General features: G+C 36.5%; 18 protein-coding genes. 11 read left to right on the top strand and 7 right to left on the bottom strand.

Annotated elements, in window-relative coordinates:
• Positions 1 to 2: 2 nt before the first annotated feature.
• Positions 3 to 989: a glycosyltransferase family protein gene (locus tag WH188_RS04640; RefSeq protein WP_021188742.1), complete on the bottom strand. Its 987-nt coding sequence runs from the start codon at positions 987 to 989 to the stop codon at positions 3 to 5.
• A 148-nt stretch (positions 990 to 1137) separates the two neighbouring features.
• On the opposite strand from WH188_RS04640, the gene WH188_RS04635 reads away from it, so the two are divergent.
• Both WH188_RS04635 and WH188_RS04630 read left to right on the top strand, forming a co-directional pair.
• Positions 1138 to 2076 (top strand): zinc dependent phospholipase C family protein, encoded by a 939-nt coding sequence (locus WH188_RS04635; RefSeq protein ID WP_132841612.1) that lies wholly within the window; start codon positions 1138 to 1140, stop codon positions 2074 to 2076.
• 92 nt (positions 2077 to 2168) lie between these two features.
• Positions 2169 to 4067: a TonB-dependent receptor plug domain-containing protein gene (locus WH188_RS04630; RefSeq protein WP_339423361.1), complete on the top strand. Its 1899-nt coding sequence runs from the start codon at positions 2169 to 2171 to the stop codon at positions 4065 to 4067.
• 35 nt (positions 4068 to 4102) lie between these two features.
• On the opposite strand, the gene WH188_RS04625 is transcribed toward WH188_RS04630, so the two are convergent.
• From WH188_RS04625 to WH188_RS04615, 3 genes are read right to left on the bottom strand one after another with little or no spacing between them, the layout of a single operon-like run.
• Entirely contained in the window at positions 4103 to 4825 is a 723-nt protein-coding gene (locus WH188_RS04625) for a ThuA domain-containing protein (RefSeq protein WP_168126034.1), read from the bottom strand.
• A 10-nt stretch (positions 4826 to 4835) separates the two neighbouring features.
• Positions 4836 to 5900, bottom strand: a complete 1065-nt coding sequence (aroB, locus tag WH188_RS04620; RefSeq protein WP_132841607.1) for a 3-dehydroquinate synthase — start codon at positions 5898 to 5900, stop codon at positions 4836 to 4838.
• Positions 5901 to 5948: 48 nt separating this feature from the next.
• On the bottom strand, positions 5949 to 6155 hold the full coding sequence (locus WH188_RS04615) for an RNA-binding S4 domain-containing protein (RefSeq protein WP_168126033.1): 207 nt from the start codon (positions 6153 to 6155) through the stop codon (positions 5949 to 5951).
• Positions 6156 to 6248: 93 nt separating this feature from the next.
• On the opposite strand from WH188_RS04615, the gene WH188_RS04610 reads away from it, so the two are divergent.
• On the top strand, positions 6249 to 7442 hold the full coding sequence (locus tag WH188_RS04610; RefSeq protein WP_132771365.1) for a proline dehydrogenase family protein: 1194 nt from the start codon (positions 6249 to 6251) through the stop codon (positions 7440 to 7442).
• Between the two features lie 40 nt (positions 7443 to 7482).
• The gene (locus WH188_RS04605) at positions 7483 to 8094 is read left to right on the top strand and encodes an HAD family hydrolase (protein WP_168126032.1); all 612 of its coding nucleotides are present in this window, start codon (positions 7483 to 7485) and stop codon (positions 8092 to 8094) included.
• On the opposite strand, the gene WH188_RS04600 is transcribed toward WH188_RS04605, so the two are convergent.
• Positions 8091 to 9437, bottom strand: coding sequence for a hypothetical protein (locus WH188_RS04600; protein ID WP_168126031.1), 1347 nt, complete (start codon positions 9435 to 9437; stop codon positions 8091 to 8093). The genes WH188_RS04605 and WH188_RS04600 overlap by 4 nt on opposite strands.
• 18 nt (positions 9438 to 9455) lie before the next feature.
• The gene (locus WH188_RS04595) at positions 9456 to 10061 is read right to left on the bottom strand and encodes an RNA polymerase sigma factor (protein ID WP_021191668.1); all 606 of its coding nucleotides are present in this window, start codon (positions 10059 to 10061) and stop codon (positions 9456 to 9458) included.
• Positions 10062 to 10294: 233 nt separating this feature from the next.
• Here WH188_RS04595 and lysS point away from each other — a divergent pair, with 233 nt between their 5' ends.
• From lysS to coaA, 6 genes are all read left to right on the top strand, one after another.
• Positions 10295 to 12013 (top strand): lysine--tRNA ligase, encoded by a 1719-nt coding sequence (gene lysS / locus WH188_RS04590; protein ID WP_339423360.1) that lies wholly within the window; start codon positions 10295 to 10297, stop codon positions 12011 to 12013.
• Between the two features lie 186 nt (positions 12014 to 12199).
• Entirely contained in the window at positions 12200 to 13255 is a 1056-nt protein-coding gene (locus WH188_RS04585; RefSeq protein WP_132771361.1) for a patatin-like phospholipase family protein, read from the top strand.
• A 31-nt stretch (positions 13256 to 13286) separates the two neighbouring features.
• Positions 13287 to 14519, top strand: a complete 1233-nt coding sequence (locus WH188_RS04580) for a nucleoside recognition domain-containing protein (RefSeq protein ID WP_132771360.1) — start codon at positions 13287 to 13289, stop codon at positions 14517 to 14519.
• Positions 14520 to 14538: 19 nt separating this feature from the next.
• The gene (locus tag WH188_RS04575; protein ID WP_021191664.1) at positions 14539 to 14916 is read left to right on the top strand and encodes a methylglyoxal synthase; all 378 of its coding nucleotides are present in this window, start codon (positions 14539 to 14541) and stop codon (positions 14914 to 14916) included.
• Positions 14917 to 14979: 63 nt separating this feature from the next.
• Entirely contained in the window at positions 14980 to 15384 is a 405-nt protein-coding gene (locus tag WH188_RS04570; RefSeq protein WP_132771359.1) for an OsmC family protein, read from the top strand.
• A 62-nt stretch (positions 15385 to 15446) separates the two neighbouring features.
• Complete coding sequence (gene coaA / locus WH188_RS04565) at positions 15447 to 16412, top strand: type I pantothenate kinase (protein WP_232789220.1); 966 nt, start codon at positions 15447 to 15449, stop codon at positions 16410 to 16412.
• Here coaA and WH188_RS04560 read toward each other — a convergent pair.
• Complete coding sequence (locus WH188_RS04560) at positions 16409 to 17260, bottom strand: mechanosensitive ion channel family protein (RefSeq protein ID WP_132771358.1); 852 nt, start codon at positions 17258 to 17260, stop codon at positions 16409 to 16411. The genes coaA and WH188_RS04560 overlap by 4 nt on opposite strands.
• Positions 17261 to 17367: 107 nt before the next feature.
• On the opposite strand from WH188_RS04560, the gene WH188_RS04555 reads away from it, so the two are divergent.
• Positions 17368 to 19467, top strand: coding sequence for a heavy metal translocating P-type ATPase (locus tag WH188_RS04555; RefSeq protein ID WP_168126030.1), 2100 nt, complete (start codon positions 17368 to 17370; stop codon positions 19465 to 19467).
• The last annotated feature ends 136 nt before the right edge of the window (positions 19468 to 19603 follow it).

The raw sequence follows: 19603 nt of genomic DNA, 5'->3' as shown, positions 1-19603 counted from the left end.
TTTTAAGTATGTTTTGACACAATATTAGTAATAATTTCTTGAGTATTGTTTTTATAATCGACAACAACTCGCGATTTACTATTTAGCCAAGCCTCTATAGATAGCATATTTTTTTGTTTTAAGCTCGAAATAACGGGTACACCCATCTCCTCCAGTGCCGCAGCATTCAAATGTTGCTCATACTGATTTTTCATTGGAACCACCAACAATTTCTTTTGAAGGAACAATGCCTCCGCTGGGGTTTCAAATCCAGCCCCACATAGCACTCCCGAAGAACTTGCCATACTAGCAATAAATGCATCATTGTTAATAGGACGTATCGCCACATTCTTCATATCAAAAGCCCGCGAATTATGCTTACTGAAAACCTGCCAACTGATATCTGGAAATTTCATTAAATGTTTCAACAGATGTGCATCATCATATGCCGGTAAATAAACAGTATAGTGCCCCTTATCCTGAACATCCAGCTCGCGCACGGAATTACGAATGACAGGAGTGTAAATATTCTTATTATAGCTTTTAAAATGAAAACCGTAAGCATGCGCCGTGGGGGCATAATTCTTCATAATAAATTTACCCAGCATATCCGTCTCATCTGGTTTGGGACTGGAAGCATCTAACGCAGCGATCTGATGACTCAAACCAATACAGGGAAAATCCTTCATATGAGCAGACCAGGCAGATATGGGTTCAAAATCATTAATAACAAGATCATACTGATCTATGGGAAGTGATTTGATTTCTTGTGTAAATTTACGAACAGTAGAACTCATAAATGTCTTCCAGAGATCTACCCCTCCTGATTTCCCAAAAATAAAACTCAAACCATGCAGGCGATATTTCACTTCAAACGGTAAAACTAAATCCGCTTGGATTCCACTCACCAAAACATCAACCTCTCCAAAATTACGTAAACAAGGCACAACATCCATCGCTCGACTGAGGTGGCCATTACCTGTACCTTGTACCGCATAAAGTATTTTCATAAACTTCGCGATTATTTATCGGCAAAATAAAAATTTTTCATGACAATAAAGTTAAATTTAGGTTACGTTTTTTGTTCTTAACAAAGAATACATTTAAAAATGCGAAGGATATTTTGTAACTTACTATTTATTAACCAATTGTTTCAACATGAAAGGATTATCAATTATAATCTCTTTATTTATTATATTTATAATATGTAGCTCATGGGGATTTTTTGCACATAAAAAAATTAATGAATATGCCGTTTATACCCTTCCTCCAACATTAGCTTCCTTTTATAAGAAAAATATTCTCTTAATTAGTTCAAAAGCCGTAGACGCAGATAAAAGATGCTATATAGATAGCCTTGAATCGCCCCGCCATTATATCGATATTGATGATTATAACGAGCCCTCGATTGACTCGATCCCCATTCACTGGACAAAAGCCAAAGAAAAATATCAGGAAAAACAGCTCTTGTTAAATGGAATTGTCCCTTGGCAAATATCATTTTCCTACCATAAACTCGTCAAAGCATTTAAATTCAAAGATATTAGACAAATCATCCGTCATTCTGCAGACCTGGGGCACTATATTGGTGATGCTCATGTTCCTTTACATACAACCAAAAATTATAACGGACAATTAACCAACCAAATTGGAATACATGCATTTTGGGAAAGTCGTTTACCCGAAATGTTTGTCAAAGAGTATTCATTTATAAAAGGTCCAGCAAAATTTATTGAAGATCCATTGCATACCTCCTGGAATATCGTCAAACAAAGTAACTTGCTTGTTGACTCAGTACTTGCACTTGAAAAACAACTGGATAAATCTTTTTCAAAACATCAAAAATATTCCTTTATAGAGCGAAATAATCTACTGATCAGAACCTATTCCGATGAATATGCCAGGGCCTATCATACTGCCCTCAATGGCATGGTTGAAAAAAGAATGGCTAGTGCTATACAACAAGTGGGGTCATTCTGGTATTCTGCTTGGGTTGAGGCCGGACAACCAGACCTCAAAAATCTACAAAAAGTAACGATAGATGACCAGCCCCTTGATATCAATAATAAAAAAAATATGGGCAGAGAAGAACTATAAAACAACCGGACTATATACTTATTAAAAACTGGCACCCTGCAATTAAACAATACATACCTACTTTTGTCCGGTAAATTTTAAGAAGAGCCATAATGAGTAAGAATTTAACGCTATTAGCATTATCCTTAGTTGGATATTCTTATGCTTTTAGTCAAGAAGTAACTAATAATAAGACGTTAACTTTAAAAGATACTACAAATTTAAATGAAGTTATCATTAATCAGAACCGTCTACAGATTCCATTCTCTAAGCAGACCAGAAACATTCAAATTATAACGCAAGAAGATATTAAACGTCTTCCCGCAAAGTCTGTTAATGAACTTTTAGCTTATATTAATGGTGTGGATATCCGCCAAAAAGGTCCTTTCGGTTCACAGGCAGACGTCACAATCGATGGCGGATCATTTGAACAGACCTTGATCCTACTAAATGGAGCAAAAATATCAGATCCACAAACTGCCCATCACTCCCTTAATCTTCCCATTCCTACCGACGCTATTGAACGGATCGAGATCATTAAAGGACCAGCATCCCGTATTTATGGAATCAACAGCCTAACCGGGGCTATTAATATTGTCACAAAAACAGTCTCAGAAAATCTGATCAGTGCACAGGCGTATACCGGCACTTCTTTTAAAAACAGTGAGGATACACAAAACGGAAAATATTACGGCAAGGGTTTTCAATTGGGATTTACCCATAAAATTGCACAATTCAGTCAGCAGCTGTATTTAGGCCATGAAGATTCCAATGGTCAACGCTATAATACAGCTTCAAAAAACAATAAAATCTATTACCAAGGAGCGTATGCACCCGACTCTCTAAATAATATATCGACCTCATTCGGGTATATTGACAATCAATTTGGAGCCAACGGATATTATGCTGCCCCCGGAGACAAAGAATCCTACGAATTGGTGAAAACAGCTTTTGCAACTATACAGTCCAAACATAAACTATCCAATGCACTAACGATATCTCCTAGAATTTCGAACAGATACAACGAGGATGATTACCGTTATTTCAGACATGACCTGAGCAAAGCAAGAAGCCAGCACTACAACAATGCCTTTATGGCCGAATTAAATGCCACATACGAACAGAATTATGGCTCATTCGGCCTTGGAGTTGAAAGCAGATTCGAAAATATCAACAGTTCAAACATCGGTAAGCACAGCCGCGAGAATTATGGTGCTTATGTCGAATTTAAAACTGAAATGATCAAAAATTTATTTATTAATGTAGGTACCTACCTCAATTATAATAGTGACTACAACTGGCAGGTTTTCCCTGGAATAGATCTTGGATATGATATCAATAATCATTGGAAATTGATTTTTAATGCAGGATCGAGCCAAAGGATACCCTCATTTACAGATCTTTACTTAAATCAGAGACCTGCAAACATTGGAAATTCTTCACTTCAAGCCGAAAGAGCAAAACAAGTTGAAGGAGCTATAAAATATACCAGTGGAAATGTTATTGCACAGGCAGGGTATTTTTATAGAACAATTAATGATTTTATTGATTGGACACGTAATCTGAACACTGAGCCTTGGCAGCCTCAAAACATGGACAATAATGAAGTCCAGGGATTTAACGTCAATTTCCGTATTAATATTAATCCTCAGAATTCCATTACAAAGTATTATGCTGTTATCGGATACAGCTATTTGAATCCCAGAATAAAAAATAATACTACAGAAAATAATTTATCAAAGTACACTATTGAAAGCCTAAGAAATCAGGCAAACCTAAACTTTACTATAAGTCACAGGGATTGGAGTTTTACCACTGCCAATCGTTTTAACGAACGTTTATCTTACAAATCGTACTTTATTTCAGACGTACGTTTAGCACGTCAAATCGACAAGTTAAATCTTTATGTTGACGCGCAAAATCTATTTAATGTCAAATATATAGAGGCCGGAGCTGTACCCATGCCAGGTACCTGGTATTCCTTAGGTGCCAAATATACAATTGCTTATTGAAAAAAATAGGTCAGCCTAACTAGACTGACCTATTTTTATTTCTTTTTCAGGACATATCGGAGACCTCCCAAAACATGGGTCTGAAATTTTTCCTCATCAAAAGCCTCTAAGGTGTGACCTAATCCCGTATAGAATGATCGGCCTCCATCAAATTCCTGATACCACGCAATTGGATGAAATTTCCCCATCTTTCCCCCTTTGTAACTTGTTTCATCCAAATCCATCAAAATATGAAGCCCCTCCTTTACCGATTTAAAATCATACCATTCATCGCGGTGAAACCATATCTTTGGTAAATGCTTTGTCGCAAGATGCTTCTGGTTTACAACCCGGATTTGAGCATCCTGAACGGCCGGATGTGAAGAAAAATACCCCCCCACAAGTTGTCCGTACCAAGACCAGTTAAATTCCGTATCACTTGCAGCATGTATACCTAAAAAACCTTTACCTGATTGAATAAAACGGACAAAAGCAGCTTTTTGACTTTCATTAAAAATATCACCCGTTGTACTCAGAAAAACTAAAGCATCATATCGCGAAAGAATAGAATCCGTAAACAATTGACTGTCCTCAGAATGATCTACTAGCATATTTTTTGAAGATATCAATTGCTTTAAAACAGCAACCCCATGCTCTATACTTTCATGTCTAAATCCAGTAGTTTTTGAAAAAATCAAAATTCTTTCCTGCGCACTCAATTGGGTAACAAAGAAAATAGTGAAGAGAAATGATACTCTTTTAATTATGCTGCACATCATGTTGTTAGGTTTATGCGATTAAATTACGATAAAAATCTAAACTTTCTATAATTAAGTCTTCCGTAACAAAAATATCATAATCACAAGAACCAATTTTATTCAATAAAGCGAAACCAATCTGATTAGAATGATTTTTCTTATCATTATTCATTAAACTCAACAATTCATGATCAATAGAATCATCAAATTGATAATCAGCAAAATTCTTTCTAAACGTTGTTATTAAATCCTCTAATTCTTCTAATGAAAGACCATTCAATTTATGTGACAGATAGCCTTCGCAAATCATACCGACAGCAATAGCCTCGCCATGTAGCAACGAATGTTCATCATGAAGTAAAGAATAACCTTCTATTGCATGACCAATAGTATGCCCAAAATTTAAGATTTTCCGTAAACCCTTTTCTGTTGGATCCTGGGTTATGACCGTGTTTTTAACCCCAACGGAATGTCTCACATGCTCGGTCGTTATAGCCGAAACATCCAAATTTTTAACCTTATTATAGTACGCCCCATCAAAAATTAATCCGTGCTTGATAACCTCCGCAAAACCAGAAACCAACTGTCTTCTTTCCAATGTTTTCAAAAACACACTAGCGATAAAGACAGCCTGTGGCTGCGTAAAAGTCCCGATTATATTTTTATAATTATCTAAATCTATTCCCGTCTTACCACCTACAGATGCATCCACTTGAGACAATAATGTTGTCGGAATCTGAATAAAGTCAATACCACGTTTAAAAGTAGAAGCCGCAAATCCCCCCATATCCGTGACCACACCACCACCTAAGTTAATCAACAGACTATGTCTGTCAGCCCCAAAGTCAAGCATTGTTTTCCATACACCGATACAGAAATCAATATTCTTATTTTCTTCACCAGGATCAACCTCAATCACATCGTAGTTTCCCAATTCAGCTAAAATTGGCTGTACAACAGGCATACAGTTATCATTGGTATTGCGATCAACTAAGACAAAAATCTTTGAGTAATTTCGTTCCTGTATAAAGGTTTTTAGAGACTGTAATGAGTCATCAAAGACTACTTGATAGCCTAAACTTTCTATAAATTGCATTTCTAATGGATTCAGTTTACGTTTTTTATAAACAAATTTTGTTATATCTTATACCAATTTTACTTGTTGACCCTCAAACTCGACGATATCATCGGGTCTAACTTTCATTCTTTTCCTATACTCTACCTGACCATTAACGGTCACCATCCCCTCAGTAACAACTAACTGAGCCATAGCACCATGCTCTACCCAATTTAAAGCTTTAAGTAACTGAATTAACGGAATATATCCTCCTTCGATTTTGAATGTTTGCATAAAGCAAAAATAAGTTAATATTTCAGGAATCTCCTAATCAATAAGTGGTAATATTTTTGAATTTAGTACATTTGTGTGGATTAGATTAAAATAATGACACAGATTGCTGAACCCAGAAAACTATCTTTTGATAATACAGAAATTGCATTCAAAAGTAAAACCGATAAAGATTTAGATCGTGCTTATTTACTGTATAAAGTAATAGCAAGTAATTTCTTAGTAAAAGTCGGACCTCCAATTACTAATTTTGCTCTAAATATCGGACTACCTATCCAAGGAATCATTAAGTCAACCATTTTCAAACAGTTTTGCGGTGGCGAAACAATTGAAGGTTGTACATCTGCAATCAATCACCTAGGAGAAAACAATGTGGGTACAATCCTGGATTATTCTGTAGAAGGAGAAGATACTGAGGCCGCATTTGATGCTACTTTTAAAGAAACATTACGCACAGTAGTTGCTGCAAAAACAAATAAATACATCCCTTTTTCAGTATTCAAACCTACAGGGCTTGGCCGTTTCGAATTATTTGAGAAAGTAAACGCAAACGAAACGTTAACAGAAGCAGAGCAAGCAGAGTACAACAGAATGTACGATCGATGTGATGAAATCTGTAAAGCCTGTTACGAAGCTAATGTTAAAGTATTAATTGATGCTGAACACTCTTGGATTCAAGATGCCATTGATGACATAGCCCGCGATATGATGGAAAAATACAATAAAGAACAACCTATTGTATACAACACCTATCAATTGTACAGACATGATAAATTAGCCTCTTTAAAAGCTGATTTTGATTATGCAAAAACACAAAACTTCTTTTTAGGTGCAAAAATCGTACGTGGTGCCTATATGGAAATTGAAAGACAGAGAGCAGCTGAAAAAGGTTACCCATCTCCTATTCAACCTACAAAAGAAGCAACAGACAAAGATTACGATGCCGCTATTCATTTCATACTGGATCATATCGATCGCTTTGGTGTTATGGCAGGCACACACAATGAAGCAAGTAGTCTTTTGTTAGCAAATGAGCTTGACAGACGTGGAATAGATCATAGAAGCGACCGTATATTTTTCGCACAATTGTTGGGTATGTCAGATAATTTAACATTTAATTTATCTGAATCAAACTACAACGTTGCAAAATATATGCCTTACGGACCGATAAAAGCTGTTATGCCTTATTTATTCCGTAGAGCACAAGAAAACACATCAGTAGCTGGTCAAACAGGTCGAGAGCTGGGGTTAATCATTAAAGAGAAACAAAGAAGAAAAGCTAGTCGTTAAGACTAGCTTTTTTATAAATTTGTACCTTCAATAATCAGATATGTCACCCGAATCAATAGAGAAATTCAATAAACTCAATAAAATAGCAGAACCATACGACGTCTTACTTTTTGATGTCGATGGAACCTTAGCTGACAATATAAGTGCGCATAAAGCAGCCTACGTAGCTACAGCAGCAGAATACAATGTCCTGTTGGATGATAGTCTAATCGACGAAACCGCAGGATGGCCAACCATAGCTGTTGCAAAAGAAATCTGTATCCGCTATAACACCACTTTTGATGTTCATGAATTTTCAAAAAGAAAATCAGCCATCTTTATAGAACAGTTCATCCAGCAGACACAACCTATTGATTATGTTGTCGAACATCTAAAATACCAGATTGGAAAGAAACGTATTGCGGCTGTTTCTGGAGGAACCAGATCAACATTAAACATCACACTAACCGTCCTTGGAGTACTTGATAAATTGGAAACCTTGGTGTGTGCCGGTGATACTCCTAATGGAAAACCATCGCCTGAGCCATTTTTATTAGCGGCCGAGAAGCTTCAGGTTGACCCTGCTAAGTGTTTAGTTTACGAGGACGGAATCCCAGGAGTACAAGGAGCTTTGGCTGCTGGAATGGGTGCTGTTCGTATTGATCTGCTTTAAAAACTCGTTACAACCTTTAAACCTCCATTGGTATAATTAAAGTCAGTAGATTTAAGACCCCCAACAGGAAGTTTGACAAATGGCTCTACGGCTATGGACAACTTCTTACCTACTGTCATCTTTTTTCCAATGGAGAGATTAACAAATCCATTAAAATCATTCGTATTTACAGCACTTCCTTTAAATGTTTGTTTAACGTTTTCAGGAGAAGATACCGCCTGACCATTATTAGCCGAAGTATTCTCATTGATGCCATTTACAAAATAATTTTCTTGTGTCTGATCCAAAACCCCCACGTAGGACACCCCAACGGAAGTGTAGAATGATTTACTTACATGATAACGCACATCTACCGGAATATCAATCGTTAAAAGTTTATTATTAACAGCACTTAATTCTTTATCGACAGTTTGTCTAGCCAAAAGTAAAGATTCATTATTTTTCATGACAGGACTATTAGAAACAGCATCATTAAACGCCATGCCAGCTGACTGCACTGCTCCTAAGTTATTTTGTCGATCTACTCCGGCCCCATACTGCTGCATAGAAACGCCTGAACGTATACTGATCTTATCGGTAATTTGGTACGCTAAACTTAATCCCCCCCCCATACTCATCTTATCGACTGTTGAAGACGGAGCCACAAATGCGCCTACCTCCCACTTCTTTATGGCAGATGCAAAATCATGTTTATCGGAATTCAAATTGAATATAGAACCCAGTTTTTCCAATTTCTGAGCAATAGAACTGTTTCCTTCTCCCTCTTTTCTAACGGTATTAGTATTTTGCGCTAGATTATTATTTTTAACTTCTTGCTTCTTAACCTCAACAAGTTCGTTACCACTTTTAGAAGTCATATCAACTGGTTCTTGTTTTACATCATTATCTGTGAAAATTTGCGTAGTCGCTTCCAAAAGATGATCGATAGAAGCAATAGCATGTTCAATTTTGTCTTTGACTATGCTACGTTGATCAGAAGAAGCATCAATAAGCTGTTTCGGTGAATGATCTAATTTCAAAATAGGGGTATCATCCTTATTTGTTTCAACAGTATTTGTTTCAACAGTTAATTTATCTGTATCCAATTTTGTCTCTACCGGTAAGTTTGCAACAATTGCCCCATGATTGACAGCGGACTGATTTAAATACAAAAATGAAGCACTAGCAAAGAGCAGCACAGCAGCAGCTGCACTCCAATACTTCCAGTTCGTTTGCTTCTTAGAAACAAGAGATACATCATGTGACGCAAATTTTTCCCATGCACCTTCCGAATAAGGAAGCTCATGAGCTTTCATTTTGTCGACGATATGGTCTATTAATTCCTTATTTTTTTCTTTTGCCATTTTACACGCTACTTCTTGTTATTTAAATTCCTGTCTTATCTTATGTTGTTCCAAATAAAGCATCCTTAACTTTTGCTTTGCTCGAGTAAGATAAGTACGGGAAGTACTATCCGGGATATGCAACTGCTTTGCAATTTCATCATGCGAAAAACCCTCGATCTCATAAAGATTAAAGATGACACGCTGCAATTCTGGTAAAGAATCGAGCAACTTCATAATATCATCAACCTCTAGATTACTGGAGTTATATACCCTTGGCACATCAAGACTGCCCTCAGCTACATCTTCTAAAGAAGTCATCTCCTTTTTTGAGCGCAGAAAATCAATTGAAATATTAGCTGCAATTCTCCCTATCCATGACCGAAATGATTTCTCCAAAACATCATCCTCAACCAAATGGTTAAAAGAATCCAATCGTCTAAAAATCCGAATAAAAGACTCATTCGTTAATTCTTCAGCATCCACATCAGATTTAACATAGCGAATAATAATAGCCATCAAATATCCATAGTACTTTTTATAGACAAAAGCCTTCCCCTGCTCACGATTTCGTAAACAATCCTCCAGTGCACTTTTAAGTGTTACTTGTTTTTGCTTTTTTAAGTATGTTTGAATAATATTCACTCAATAAGACTATATTAATCCTTAATCTTCATCTAAAATAATACTTTCTGAATTAAGATTATGAAAGTCTTTCTTTTAATTTCTGCCATGCTGTTTTTTAAGTACATCTTCATAACGATACCGTATTACAAAACGCTACACCGTATTTTATAAATATTATATTGTTTTCACCTCTCATAAATGCAAAAAAAAAGCTATTTTTGTTCGATTTTTATATTATTTAATCCTTACCAATGAGTACTGTATTATCCGAACAGGAACAATTAAGAAGACAGGCATTGCAATCTCTAATAGATTTGGGTATCGACCCATATCCAGCTGAAGAGTTTGAGATCAATGCAAATGCTACTGATATATTAGAAAATTACGATAGAGATAAGCTTAACTATAAGAATATAAGCATTGCAGGACGTATCATGAGCCGTCGTGTTATGGGAAATGCGTCGTTCTTCGAAATTCAAGATAGTTCAGGCCGTATTCAAGCTTACATCAAACGTGATGACATTTGTCCTGATGAGGATAAAACGATGTATAATATCGTTTTTAAGAAATTATTAGATATTGGTGATATCGTTGGTATTAAAGGCTATGTTTTCACAACCCAGACAGATGCCATCTGTGTACATGTTGAAAAACTGACTGTATTATCTAAATCATTACGCCCTCTTCCAATCGTTAAAACTGCAGAAGGAAAAAGATATGATGCATTCACAGATCCCGAATTGCGTTATAGAATGCGTTATGTCGATCTAGTAGTTAACCCGCAGAACAAAGAGATCTTTGTAAAAAGAACAAAATTGTTTAGTGCAATGCGTAATTTCTTTAATGACGCAGGTTATATGGAGGTTGAGACTCCAGTATTGCAATCCATCCCTGGCGGTGCTGCGGCCCGTCCATTTATCACACATCACAATGCTTTAGATATGCCTTTATATTTGCGGATTGCAAATGAGTTATATCTAAAACGCCTAATTGTGGGCGGTTTTGATGGTGTTTACGAGTTTTCAAAAAACTTCAGAAATGAAGGTATGGACCGTACTCACAATCCAGAATTCACAGCAATGGAGATCTATGTAGCTTATAAAGACTACAACTGGATGATGAAATTCACAGAACAATTGCTAGAACATTGTGCAATTGCTGTAAACGGCACCACCAAAGCGACATTTGGAGAACATGAAATCGACTTCCGTGCACCTTATAAGAGAATCACAATGGCCGATTCGATTAAAGAGTTCACAGGTTTTGATATTACAGGAAAATCTGAACAAGAAATTTTCGAAGCAGCCAAAGGAATGGGAATTCCGGTCAATAATACCATGGGTAAAGGCAAGTTAATTGATGAGATTTTTGGCGAAAAATGTGAAGGTAAATACATTCAGCCTACATTTATCACAGATTACCCTAAAGAAATGTCGCCATTAACAAAAAAACATCGCGACAATCCCGAAATCACAGAACGCTTTGAGTTAATGGTATGTGGTAAAGAAATTGCAAATGCATATTCGGAGTTAAATGATCCGATCGACCAACGTGAGCGTTTTGAAGCACAAATGGCCTTATCAGCACGTGGCGATGACGAAGCCATGTTTATCGATCAAGATTTCTTACGTGCATTAGAATATGGAATGCCTCCAACATCAGGATTAGGCATTGGTATGGATCGTTTAATTATGTTCCTGACCAACAATGCCTCTATTCAGGAAGTATTATTTTTCCCGCAAATGCGACCAGAAAAAATAGTAACAGTAGCTTCGACAGAAGATTATGTTGCATTGGGTATTCCAGCAGAATGGGTTCCTGTTTTACAAAAAATGGGTTTCAATACTATACCGGAATTAAAAGAAGCTAATCCTAATAAAGTATTCAATGACCTTGGGGGTATGCGTAAAAAAATGAAATTAGAAATCACCATGCCAACAAAAGACGAGGTCTTGGCATGGTTTGCATAAATAATTAGTTTGTACAGAAGCTGGCTATCCAAAAGGTAGCCGGCTTCTGTTTTTGTAAAAAACGTGTAAAGAATTGTTTACACAGCTCGCTGTGCCTACCAACGCGCATTATCCTAACCACAAAAACAAAGAGTCATCAATTTTTTAATTTATTTAATACTACTTTTAAAGTATAAACATTAAAAAATGAAAAATATACTTTCCATAGATGGTGGTGGAATAAGAGGTATAATACCTGCTCTAGTATTGGTCGTTTTAGAAGAAATTCTTCAGAAGAAGAGCAATGACCCGGATGCACGAATTGCAGAATATTTCGATTTTATTGCAGGAACTAGTACTGGAGGTATCTTAGCCTGCATTTTATTATACCCAAGTGAGGAAAATCCTTCAAAACCTAAGTTTTCTGCTAAAGAGGCATTAGATCTGTACGTATCCCACGGCACTGATATTTTCAAAACAACAAGATGGAGACGCTTTCTAAGTGAATTCGGGCTGGTGAGTGAATTATATTCAGCTACCGCATTAGAGAATGTATTACATGAATATTTTGGCGACACCAAACTAAGCCAACTAATAAAACCCTGTATTATAACAGCCTATAATATTGAACTCCGGAAAAATCATTTTTTTAGACAGCAAAAAGCTATTACACACGGAATAGCACGAGACTTCTATCTAAGAGATGTCTGCAGAGCGACCTCTGCCGCACCTACCTATTTTTCTGTTGCGGAGATTTATTCCATTGCAGGTACAAGATTTCCATTGGTAGACGGTGGTATGGTGGCTCAAAACCCATCCATTTGCGCTTTGATTGAAGTGATGAAAGCTTTTGAAGATACAGAAATAAACGATCTGTTTATGGTCTCATTAGGCACCGGGGTTGCAAAAAAAGCTTATAACTATGAGCATTTTAAGAAAAAACTGGCCATTACCATTGGTCCAGCTTTAGTCGATATTATGACAAGTGCCTCTGCAGAGAGTACCGAATTTTTTATTGAACAACTGTTTCAATTCAATAGAAAATCCAAAAACTACATCCGACTAGAGCCAACAAATATGTCAAGTGTTGAGTCCTCCATGGATGCGGCATCCAAAAACAACATCCAAAAACTTATCTCGCTAGCAGATAGACTGATGAGCGAAAATGAATTTCAACTCACCAAGATAGTGGATCATCTAATAAAAGAAAAAGAGGCAAAAAACAAGAAAAATCCGTGGTCTAAGTTGATGGATAGGTTGTAAAAGTTTACATTTACGCATATTTTAAATCTATATGGCACTGAATATCGTTTGGATCTCATTTTTTGTAATTGCGTTCATCGTTGCTTTGATCAAGCTTATTTTCTTTGGAGACACCGAAATTTTCATGAAAATTATCAATGGCATGTTTGACAGTGCTAAAAACGGTGCAGAAATCTCCTTAGGTCTCGTCGGCATGATGACATTCTGGTTAGGCATCATGAAAGTGGGTGAAAAAGCAGGAATGATTACCTTATTTGCAAAAGCTGTAAATCCATTTTTCAGCAAGCTCTTCCCTGGAATCCCAAAAAACCATCCTGCAAACGGCTCTATTATTATGAATTTTTCAGCCAATATGCTAGGTTTAGATAATGCGGCAACACCGGTCGGACTAAAAGCAATGCAGGAACTGCAAGAACTTAATCCAGAAAAGGATACCGCGACGAATGCACAAATTATGTTCTTAGTGCTCAATACCGCTGGAATAGCACTTATTCCAACATCGGTAATTGCTCTAAGAATGGCCAATGGAGCAGCAAACCCCGCAGATATTTTTATTCCAGCTTTGATAGGAACCTTTATTTCGTTTATATCAGGGATGATCGCTGTTGCATTCTTTCAAAAAATAAACCTCTTTAAACTACCCATCCTGATATTCCTAGGCAGTTTCATTGTCATGATGGCTGGCCTATATTTTGGTTTAAATGGCCTGCCTCCAGAAAAAATTGAAATTGTAACCGGACTAATCGGTGGTGTTTTAATTTTTTCCATCATCATCCTATTTATCGTTTACGGCGCGTTTAAAAAACTAAATGTTTACGATGCCTTTATAGATGGTGCAAAAGACGGATTTAAAACATCCATCATGATCATCCCCTTTTTAATCGCCATACTGGTGGCTATATCTGCTTTCCGAACAACAGGATGTATGGACTATATTGTGAATGCAATCGGTTCTTGTTTCGCTTATTTTGGCTTGGACACACGTTTCGTACCAGCTCTTCCAGTAGGATTAATGAAAACATTAAGTGGTGGTGGCGCTAGAGGACTTATGGTCGATGTCATGCAGGCATATGGAGCAGATTCGTTTCAAGGACGACTTGCCAGTGTTATCCAAGGTTCCTCCGAAACAACTTTTTACGTTCTAGCAGTATATTTTGGCTCTGTAGGCATTAAAAACACTAGACATGCGCTTATATGTGGCTTAATTGCCGATCTTGTGGGACTAATTGCAGCTATTATTTTAGCGTACATCTTTTTTGGTTAAACTTTAATCTTTCAATAACATGAAAAAAACAATTGCTTTAATTGCACACGATGGTAAAAAACCAGAAATGGTTGCCTTTGTAAAAGACCATATTGAATTCTTAAAAAAAGCTCATCTAGTCGCGACAGGCACCACCGGTTCTTATGTAAAACAAACAGGACTCGAAGTCGAATTAAAGTTAAGCGGACCTATGGGCGGAGATGCACAGATTGCAGCATTAGCTGCAGAAGGTAAAGTAGATGGAATCATTTTTTTCAGAGATGCATTAGGTAAACATGCACATGAACCCGATATTCAGATGCTGATGCGGGTTTGTGATTTGTACAACGTACCATTAGCAACCAATCCCGCAACTGGAAGCCTCATTATCGAAGGTCTACTGGAAGATGAACTATAACCAGGAATTTAATATTCACTTCATAAATTCCTAATCCCCTTATTATTTTTTATATTTAGAGATATGAATGATAATGAAATCTTAGTAACAATAGGTAATACGCCATACACAACAACAATCAAGCATGGAAATAATACGCTAATTGCAGATGAACCTGAAGAATTAGGAGGTCAAGATGAAGGATTCAATCCGCCTGCCCTTTTACTATCTTCATTGGGTTCATGTAAAGCAATGACAGTAAAGATGTATGCTGACCGCAAAAAATGGGATTTACAGGAGGTAAATATTAAACTTTCATACGAAATTTTAAAAAGTGAACTGCAACAGACCACCTATATCAAATGTCATGTTTCTCTTAAAGGAAATCTAGATAAAGATCAAAAAGACAGACTTCTCCAAATTTCAGAAAAATGTCCTATTCACAAAATTCTTTCTAATCCGATTATTATTTCTTCCAACCTGATCTAAAAAAATCAATTAGAATTTTTGATTATATCCACGAGATGCTATATTTGTCGCCACAAAGAATCATGAACATGCAAAATGAACAGCACACTCCTATTGACTCTCCTTTTACTTCAATAAAAAGAGAAAATTGGAAAAAACTGAACGGTCACTTTAAGCACACATTTTCGCAACACGACTTGGATCAATTGCATGCACTTAATGAACCATTGAATGCAGAAGAAATCGAAGATGTCTATTTCCCTTTAAGTCATCTCTTGGGTATTCATATTGAACGGTTTCAAGATTTACACAGAAGCACAAATCATTTTTTCGAAAAAAATGAAAGTACGCTTCCCTTTATTATTGGTATTGCTGGCTCTGTAGCTGTAGGTAAAAGTACAACAGCACGTGTATTGCAACGCGTCCTGACTTTATTGCCCAGTAAACCAAAAGTAGATTTAGTAACGACTGATGGATTTCTGTACCCGAATCATATCCTGAATGAAAGAGGCATAATGAATCGTAAAGGTTTTCCGGAAAGTTACGATGCTAAAAAATTAATACAGTTCCTTTCCGCTATAAAATCAGGCATGGGATCACTTTCGGTACCCCTGTACAGCCATTTAGAATATGATGTCTTACCTGATGACCAGCAACAGCTGATCCATCATCCTGATATCTTAATCGTCGAAGGCATTAATGTACTGCAGGTCAATTCGCAAAGACCACGAAAAGGACATAGTGTATTCGTGTCAGATTTTTTTGACTATACCATATATGTTCATGCCAGCGAAAAAAACTTATTAGAGTGGTATACCAACAGGTTTGAATCTTTAAGACGTACAGCATTTCAAAATCCGGCCTCATTCTTTCACAAATATGCCGACATGAATACTGAAGAAAGTATCCAGATGGCACATCAGATCTGGAATGAGATCAACAAACCAAATCTGGTCCAGAATATTTTACCAACACGGTACCGCGCTGATCTAATTTTAGAAAAAGGCAGTCATCACTTTGTTAAAAATGTAAAGGTCCGTAAGATTTAATCTTCCCGCGTACGAAATAATAAAATCTCATTTAAAATTTCATTCTGAATCTGATAATGTAATTTATTGCTACTCGATATGGTATTGAGCTCAATCTTATATTTCACAAAGTCCTTACCGATTTCGGCAACTTTTATTTTAAATAAATCGTCCCAGATAATATTCTTATTTATTTTCAGGATAGGTCTTAAATGATTTTCAACAGATTGGACATGCAACGGTTTTTCTAAAGGAAGTTCAAATTTAACGATCAGTTTATTCGACTTTTGAGAAGATTTATTGACCATCGTTGATGTGAATATCAAATTATTTGGTATTAGCACAACATCATCATCTTCATCACGAACGACAATATTTGCCAAAGTAATATCAACAATTTTACCCTGATAATTACTAATTTTAATATGGTCTCCAATGGAAAATTGATCAGAAAACATAACCAGCAATCCACTGATCATATTGGTAATATACTCCCTAAATATAACCGCAATAGCCATCGCAACGATGGTCATGCTGGTTATAAACTCCTTAGGATCAATTCCCAGCGCAACCATCAACGTAATCACAATCATACCAGCATTCAATACTGTAGCAACCCGGGAAATACCCAGTACAAAATTTCCTCTCACATCATGGTTTGCATGTTTACGGTTATACAGCGAAACAATCAAGAACCGGCCGATTGAGATCAACAGATTGGCGGTCAAAAAAGTATTTAAAGCATAAGCAAAGTGAAGAATAATCTTGTTTTTCTCGTAAAAAGAGGCTAAACCGACAAAAGAATAGCTTAAAGCTATCCACACAGCACAACGAAATACAAAAGATAGGGATAATTTATTTTTAACCATTGAAATCTAATTTTCTTTAGGAACTAAACTAATCATTTTTCATTCAATACAAAAAAATGATACTCCTAAAAATAAGTATATTTGCAAAAGACCAATGGTCGAAAAATATGAACGAAGAAACAACAACAGTAGAGCTTACAGTTACAGGAATGCATTGTACAAACTGTGCAATTGCTATTCATCAATATTTAGAAAAAAAAGAGGCAAAAGATATATTTGTCGACTTTGCATCTGATGAAGTTAAATTCTCAGGAATAACGGCAAAAGAACTTCCCGAAATAACAAAAGGGATTGAAAATTTAGGTTTTCAGGTCCTGACTGATGAAAGTCCAAAGGAATCATTTTATAAAAAAATAGAAACCAAATTTTGGTTCAGTCTATTTTTTACGCTTCCTCTCTTTGCACATATGTTTATACAACACCCTTTGTTGCATGACCCATACATCCAGCTCGGACTCTGTGCTCCCGTATTTCTGCTCGGTTTTTTTCATTTTGGTAAAAGTGCGTTTTACTCCCTTAAAAATGGCATGCCAAATATGGACGTGCTCATATTTATAGGTGCAACAGCTGCATTCACGTACAGCCTCATCGGCACCCTCAATCACCTAGGCCCAGATTATATGTTCTATGAAACTTGCGCAACAATCATCACGCTCGTTCTATTGGGAAATCTATTTGAAAAAAAATCCGTAAAAAAAACAACATCTGCAATCGGAGACCTTATTAAGATTCAAAATGTAACCACAACAAAAATCACAGCAGATCTAGAAGAGATCATCCATACAAGAGATGTTAAACAAGGCGATGTTTTACTGATCAAATCAGGAGATCTTATTCCAGTTGATGGAGATATTATTGAAGGAGATGGCTTTGTCAATGAATCCATGATTACAGGAGAAAGCCTACCCGTTTTCAAAGATAGATATGCAACCGTCATCGGCGGAACAACACTAACAGAAGGCAATATAAAAATCACGGCCACCAAAGTTGGACGTAAAACCGTCCTTTCCCAAATTATCGCACTGATCAAGGAAGCACAATCAAAAAAACCACCTATTCAAAAACTCGGTGATAAAGTTGCATCATACTTCGTACCCTTTGTGGTCGTCATCGCCATTTTCACCTTTTTTATCACTTACTTTATAGCCGAAATATCACTACAGCAATCATTAATGAATGCCATTGCAGTACTTGTCGTCTCCTGCCCGTGCGCGATGGGTCTAGCGACCCCAACTGCTGTCATGGTAGGTTTAGGAAGAGCCGCTAAAATGGGAATTTTAATTAAGGGAGGTGATACAATTGAAGAGATGTCGGATCTTAAATATATGGTATTCGATAAAACTGGCACTTTAACTACCGGAGATTTCAATATCAAAGCGATCCAAACGTTTGGAATAGAACAAAAACAAGTAGAATCAATCATTGCACAATTAGAAGGCTATTCAAATCATCCTATAGCAAAGTCCATCAGACAGCACATGAAAGAAGTAAAAGCCTACCGCATTGTCTTTCAAGATGTCAAAGAGATTAAAAGCGAAGGACTTTACGCTACAGATACAAATAGTAATGTGTATAAATTAATCAATGCACGTTTAGGAAAAGTAGATTATTCAAACCGCTACGACTTAATTCTATCCATTAATGATGTCGTAGTTGCAGGCTTAGTGATTGAAGATCAAATAAAACCTTATGCAAAAGAACTCATTCAAGCCATTAAAGGCAAAAATATAACCCCAGTAATATTAAGTGGTGACCGAAAAAGTAAATGTGACCTAGTCGCTCAAAAACTTGGAATAGCAGAAGTTTATTCCGATCGCAATCCTGAAGAGAAATTGAATATTATCAACAAACTTAAAAAAGCAGGTATTACAGCAATGGTCGGCGACGGTATAAATGATGCTCCTGCCCTGACAACAGCCCACGTCGGTATCTCTCTAGGTGACGCAAGTCACATTGCGATACAATCTGCTAAAATAATTCTTTTGAATTCCGATCTAAAATCGATTGAAAATCTATTACTTATCGGAAGGCACACACTGCAAACGATCAAAGAAAATCTTTTCTGGGCATTTGCCTATAATATCATCGCAATACCGCTCGCAGCAATGGGATTTTTAGGCCCCATGCTCGCCGCCTTCTCAATGGCTTTCTCCGATGTTATTGTCATCGGCAATTCACTTCGTCTTCGTTTTAAAAAACTGCGGTAACAAGCAATTGACCGCATTTAAATCTTTTTTAAATCAATAAAAAAATAGACTATTTTTTTCACTATCTTGAACCTCAAAACATTCGCTTTTGAGGTTATTTTTTTGTAACTTCGCATGCGTAGCAATCCGTGTAAAC

It is taken from the genome of Sphingobacterium sp. MYb388, assembly GCF_037479535.1.
Lineage (GTDB): Bacteria > Bacteroidota > Bacteroidia > Sphingobacteriales > Sphingobacteriaceae > Sphingobacterium > Sphingobacterium anhuiense.
Note: the sequence above shows the minus strand (reverse complement) of the source record. Positions and strands in the feature narration are given on the sequence as shown.

Bases quoted from the DNA above. Each gene is read 5' to 3' on its own strand.
- WH188_RS04560 (WP_132771358.1), bottom strand. From the start codon at position 17,260: ATGGTTAAAAATAAATTATCCCTATCTTTTGTATTTCGTTGTGCTGTG.
- WH188_RS04585 (WP_132771361.1), top strand. From the start codon at position 12,200: ATGAAAAATATACTTTCCATAGATGGTGGTGGAATAAGAGGTATAATA.
- WH188_RS04575 (WP_021191664.1), top strand. From the start codon at position 14,539: ATGAAAAAAACAATTGCTTTAATTGCACACGATGGTAAAAAACCAGAA.
- WH188_RS04630 (WP_339423361.1), top strand. From the start codon at position 2,169: ATGAGTAAGAATTTAACGCTATTAGCATTATCCTTAGTTGGATATTCT.
- WH188_RS04600 (WP_168126031.1), bottom strand. From the start codon at position 9,437: ATGGCAAAAGAAAAAAATAAGGAATTAATAGACCATATCGTCGACAAA.
- WH188_RS04580 (WP_132771360.1), top strand. From the start codon at position 13,287: ATGGCACTGAATATCGTTTGGATCTCATTTTTTGTAATTGCGTTCATC.
- WH188_RS04570 (WP_132771359.1), top strand. From the start codon at position 14,980: ATGAATGATAATGAAATCTTAGTAACAATAGGTAATACGCCATACACA.
- aroB (WP_132841607.1), bottom strand. From the start codon at position 5,900: ATGCAATTTATAGAAAGTTTAGGCTATCAAGTAGTCTTTGATGACTCA.
- WH188_RS04640 (WP_021188742.1), bottom strand. From the start codon at position 989: ATGAAAATACTTTATGCGGTACAAGGTACAGGTAATGGCCACCTCAGT.
- coaA (WP_232789220.1), top strand. From the start codon at position 15,447: ATGAACATGCAAAATGAACAGCACACTCCTATTGACTCTCCTTTTACT.
- WH188_RS04610 (WP_132771365.1), top strand. From the start codon at position 6,249: ATGACACAGATTGCTGAACCCAGAAAACTATCTTTTGATAATACAGAA.
- WH188_RS04625 (WP_168126034.1), bottom strand. From the start codon at position 4,825: ATGATGTGCAGCATAATTAAAAGAGTATCATTTCTCTTCACTATTTTC.
- WH188_RS04605 (WP_168126032.1), top strand. From the start codon at position 7,483: ATGTCACCCGAATCAATAGAGAAATTCAATAAACTCAATAAAATAGCA.
- lysS (WP_339423360.1), top strand. From the start codon at position 10,295: ATGAGTACTGTATTATCCGAACAGGAACAATTAAGAAGACAGGCATTG.
- WH188_RS04635 (WP_132841612.1), top strand. From the start codon at position 1,138: ATGAAAGGATTATCAATTATAATCTCTTTATTTATTATATTTATAATA.
- WH188_RS04615 (WP_168126033.1), bottom strand. From the start codon at position 6,155: ATGCAAACATTCAAAATCGAAGGAGGATATATTCCGTTAATTCAGTTA.
- WH188_RS04555 (WP_168126030.1), top strand. From the start codon at position 17,368: ATGAACGAAGAAACAACAACAGTAGAGCTTACAGTTACAGGAATGCAT.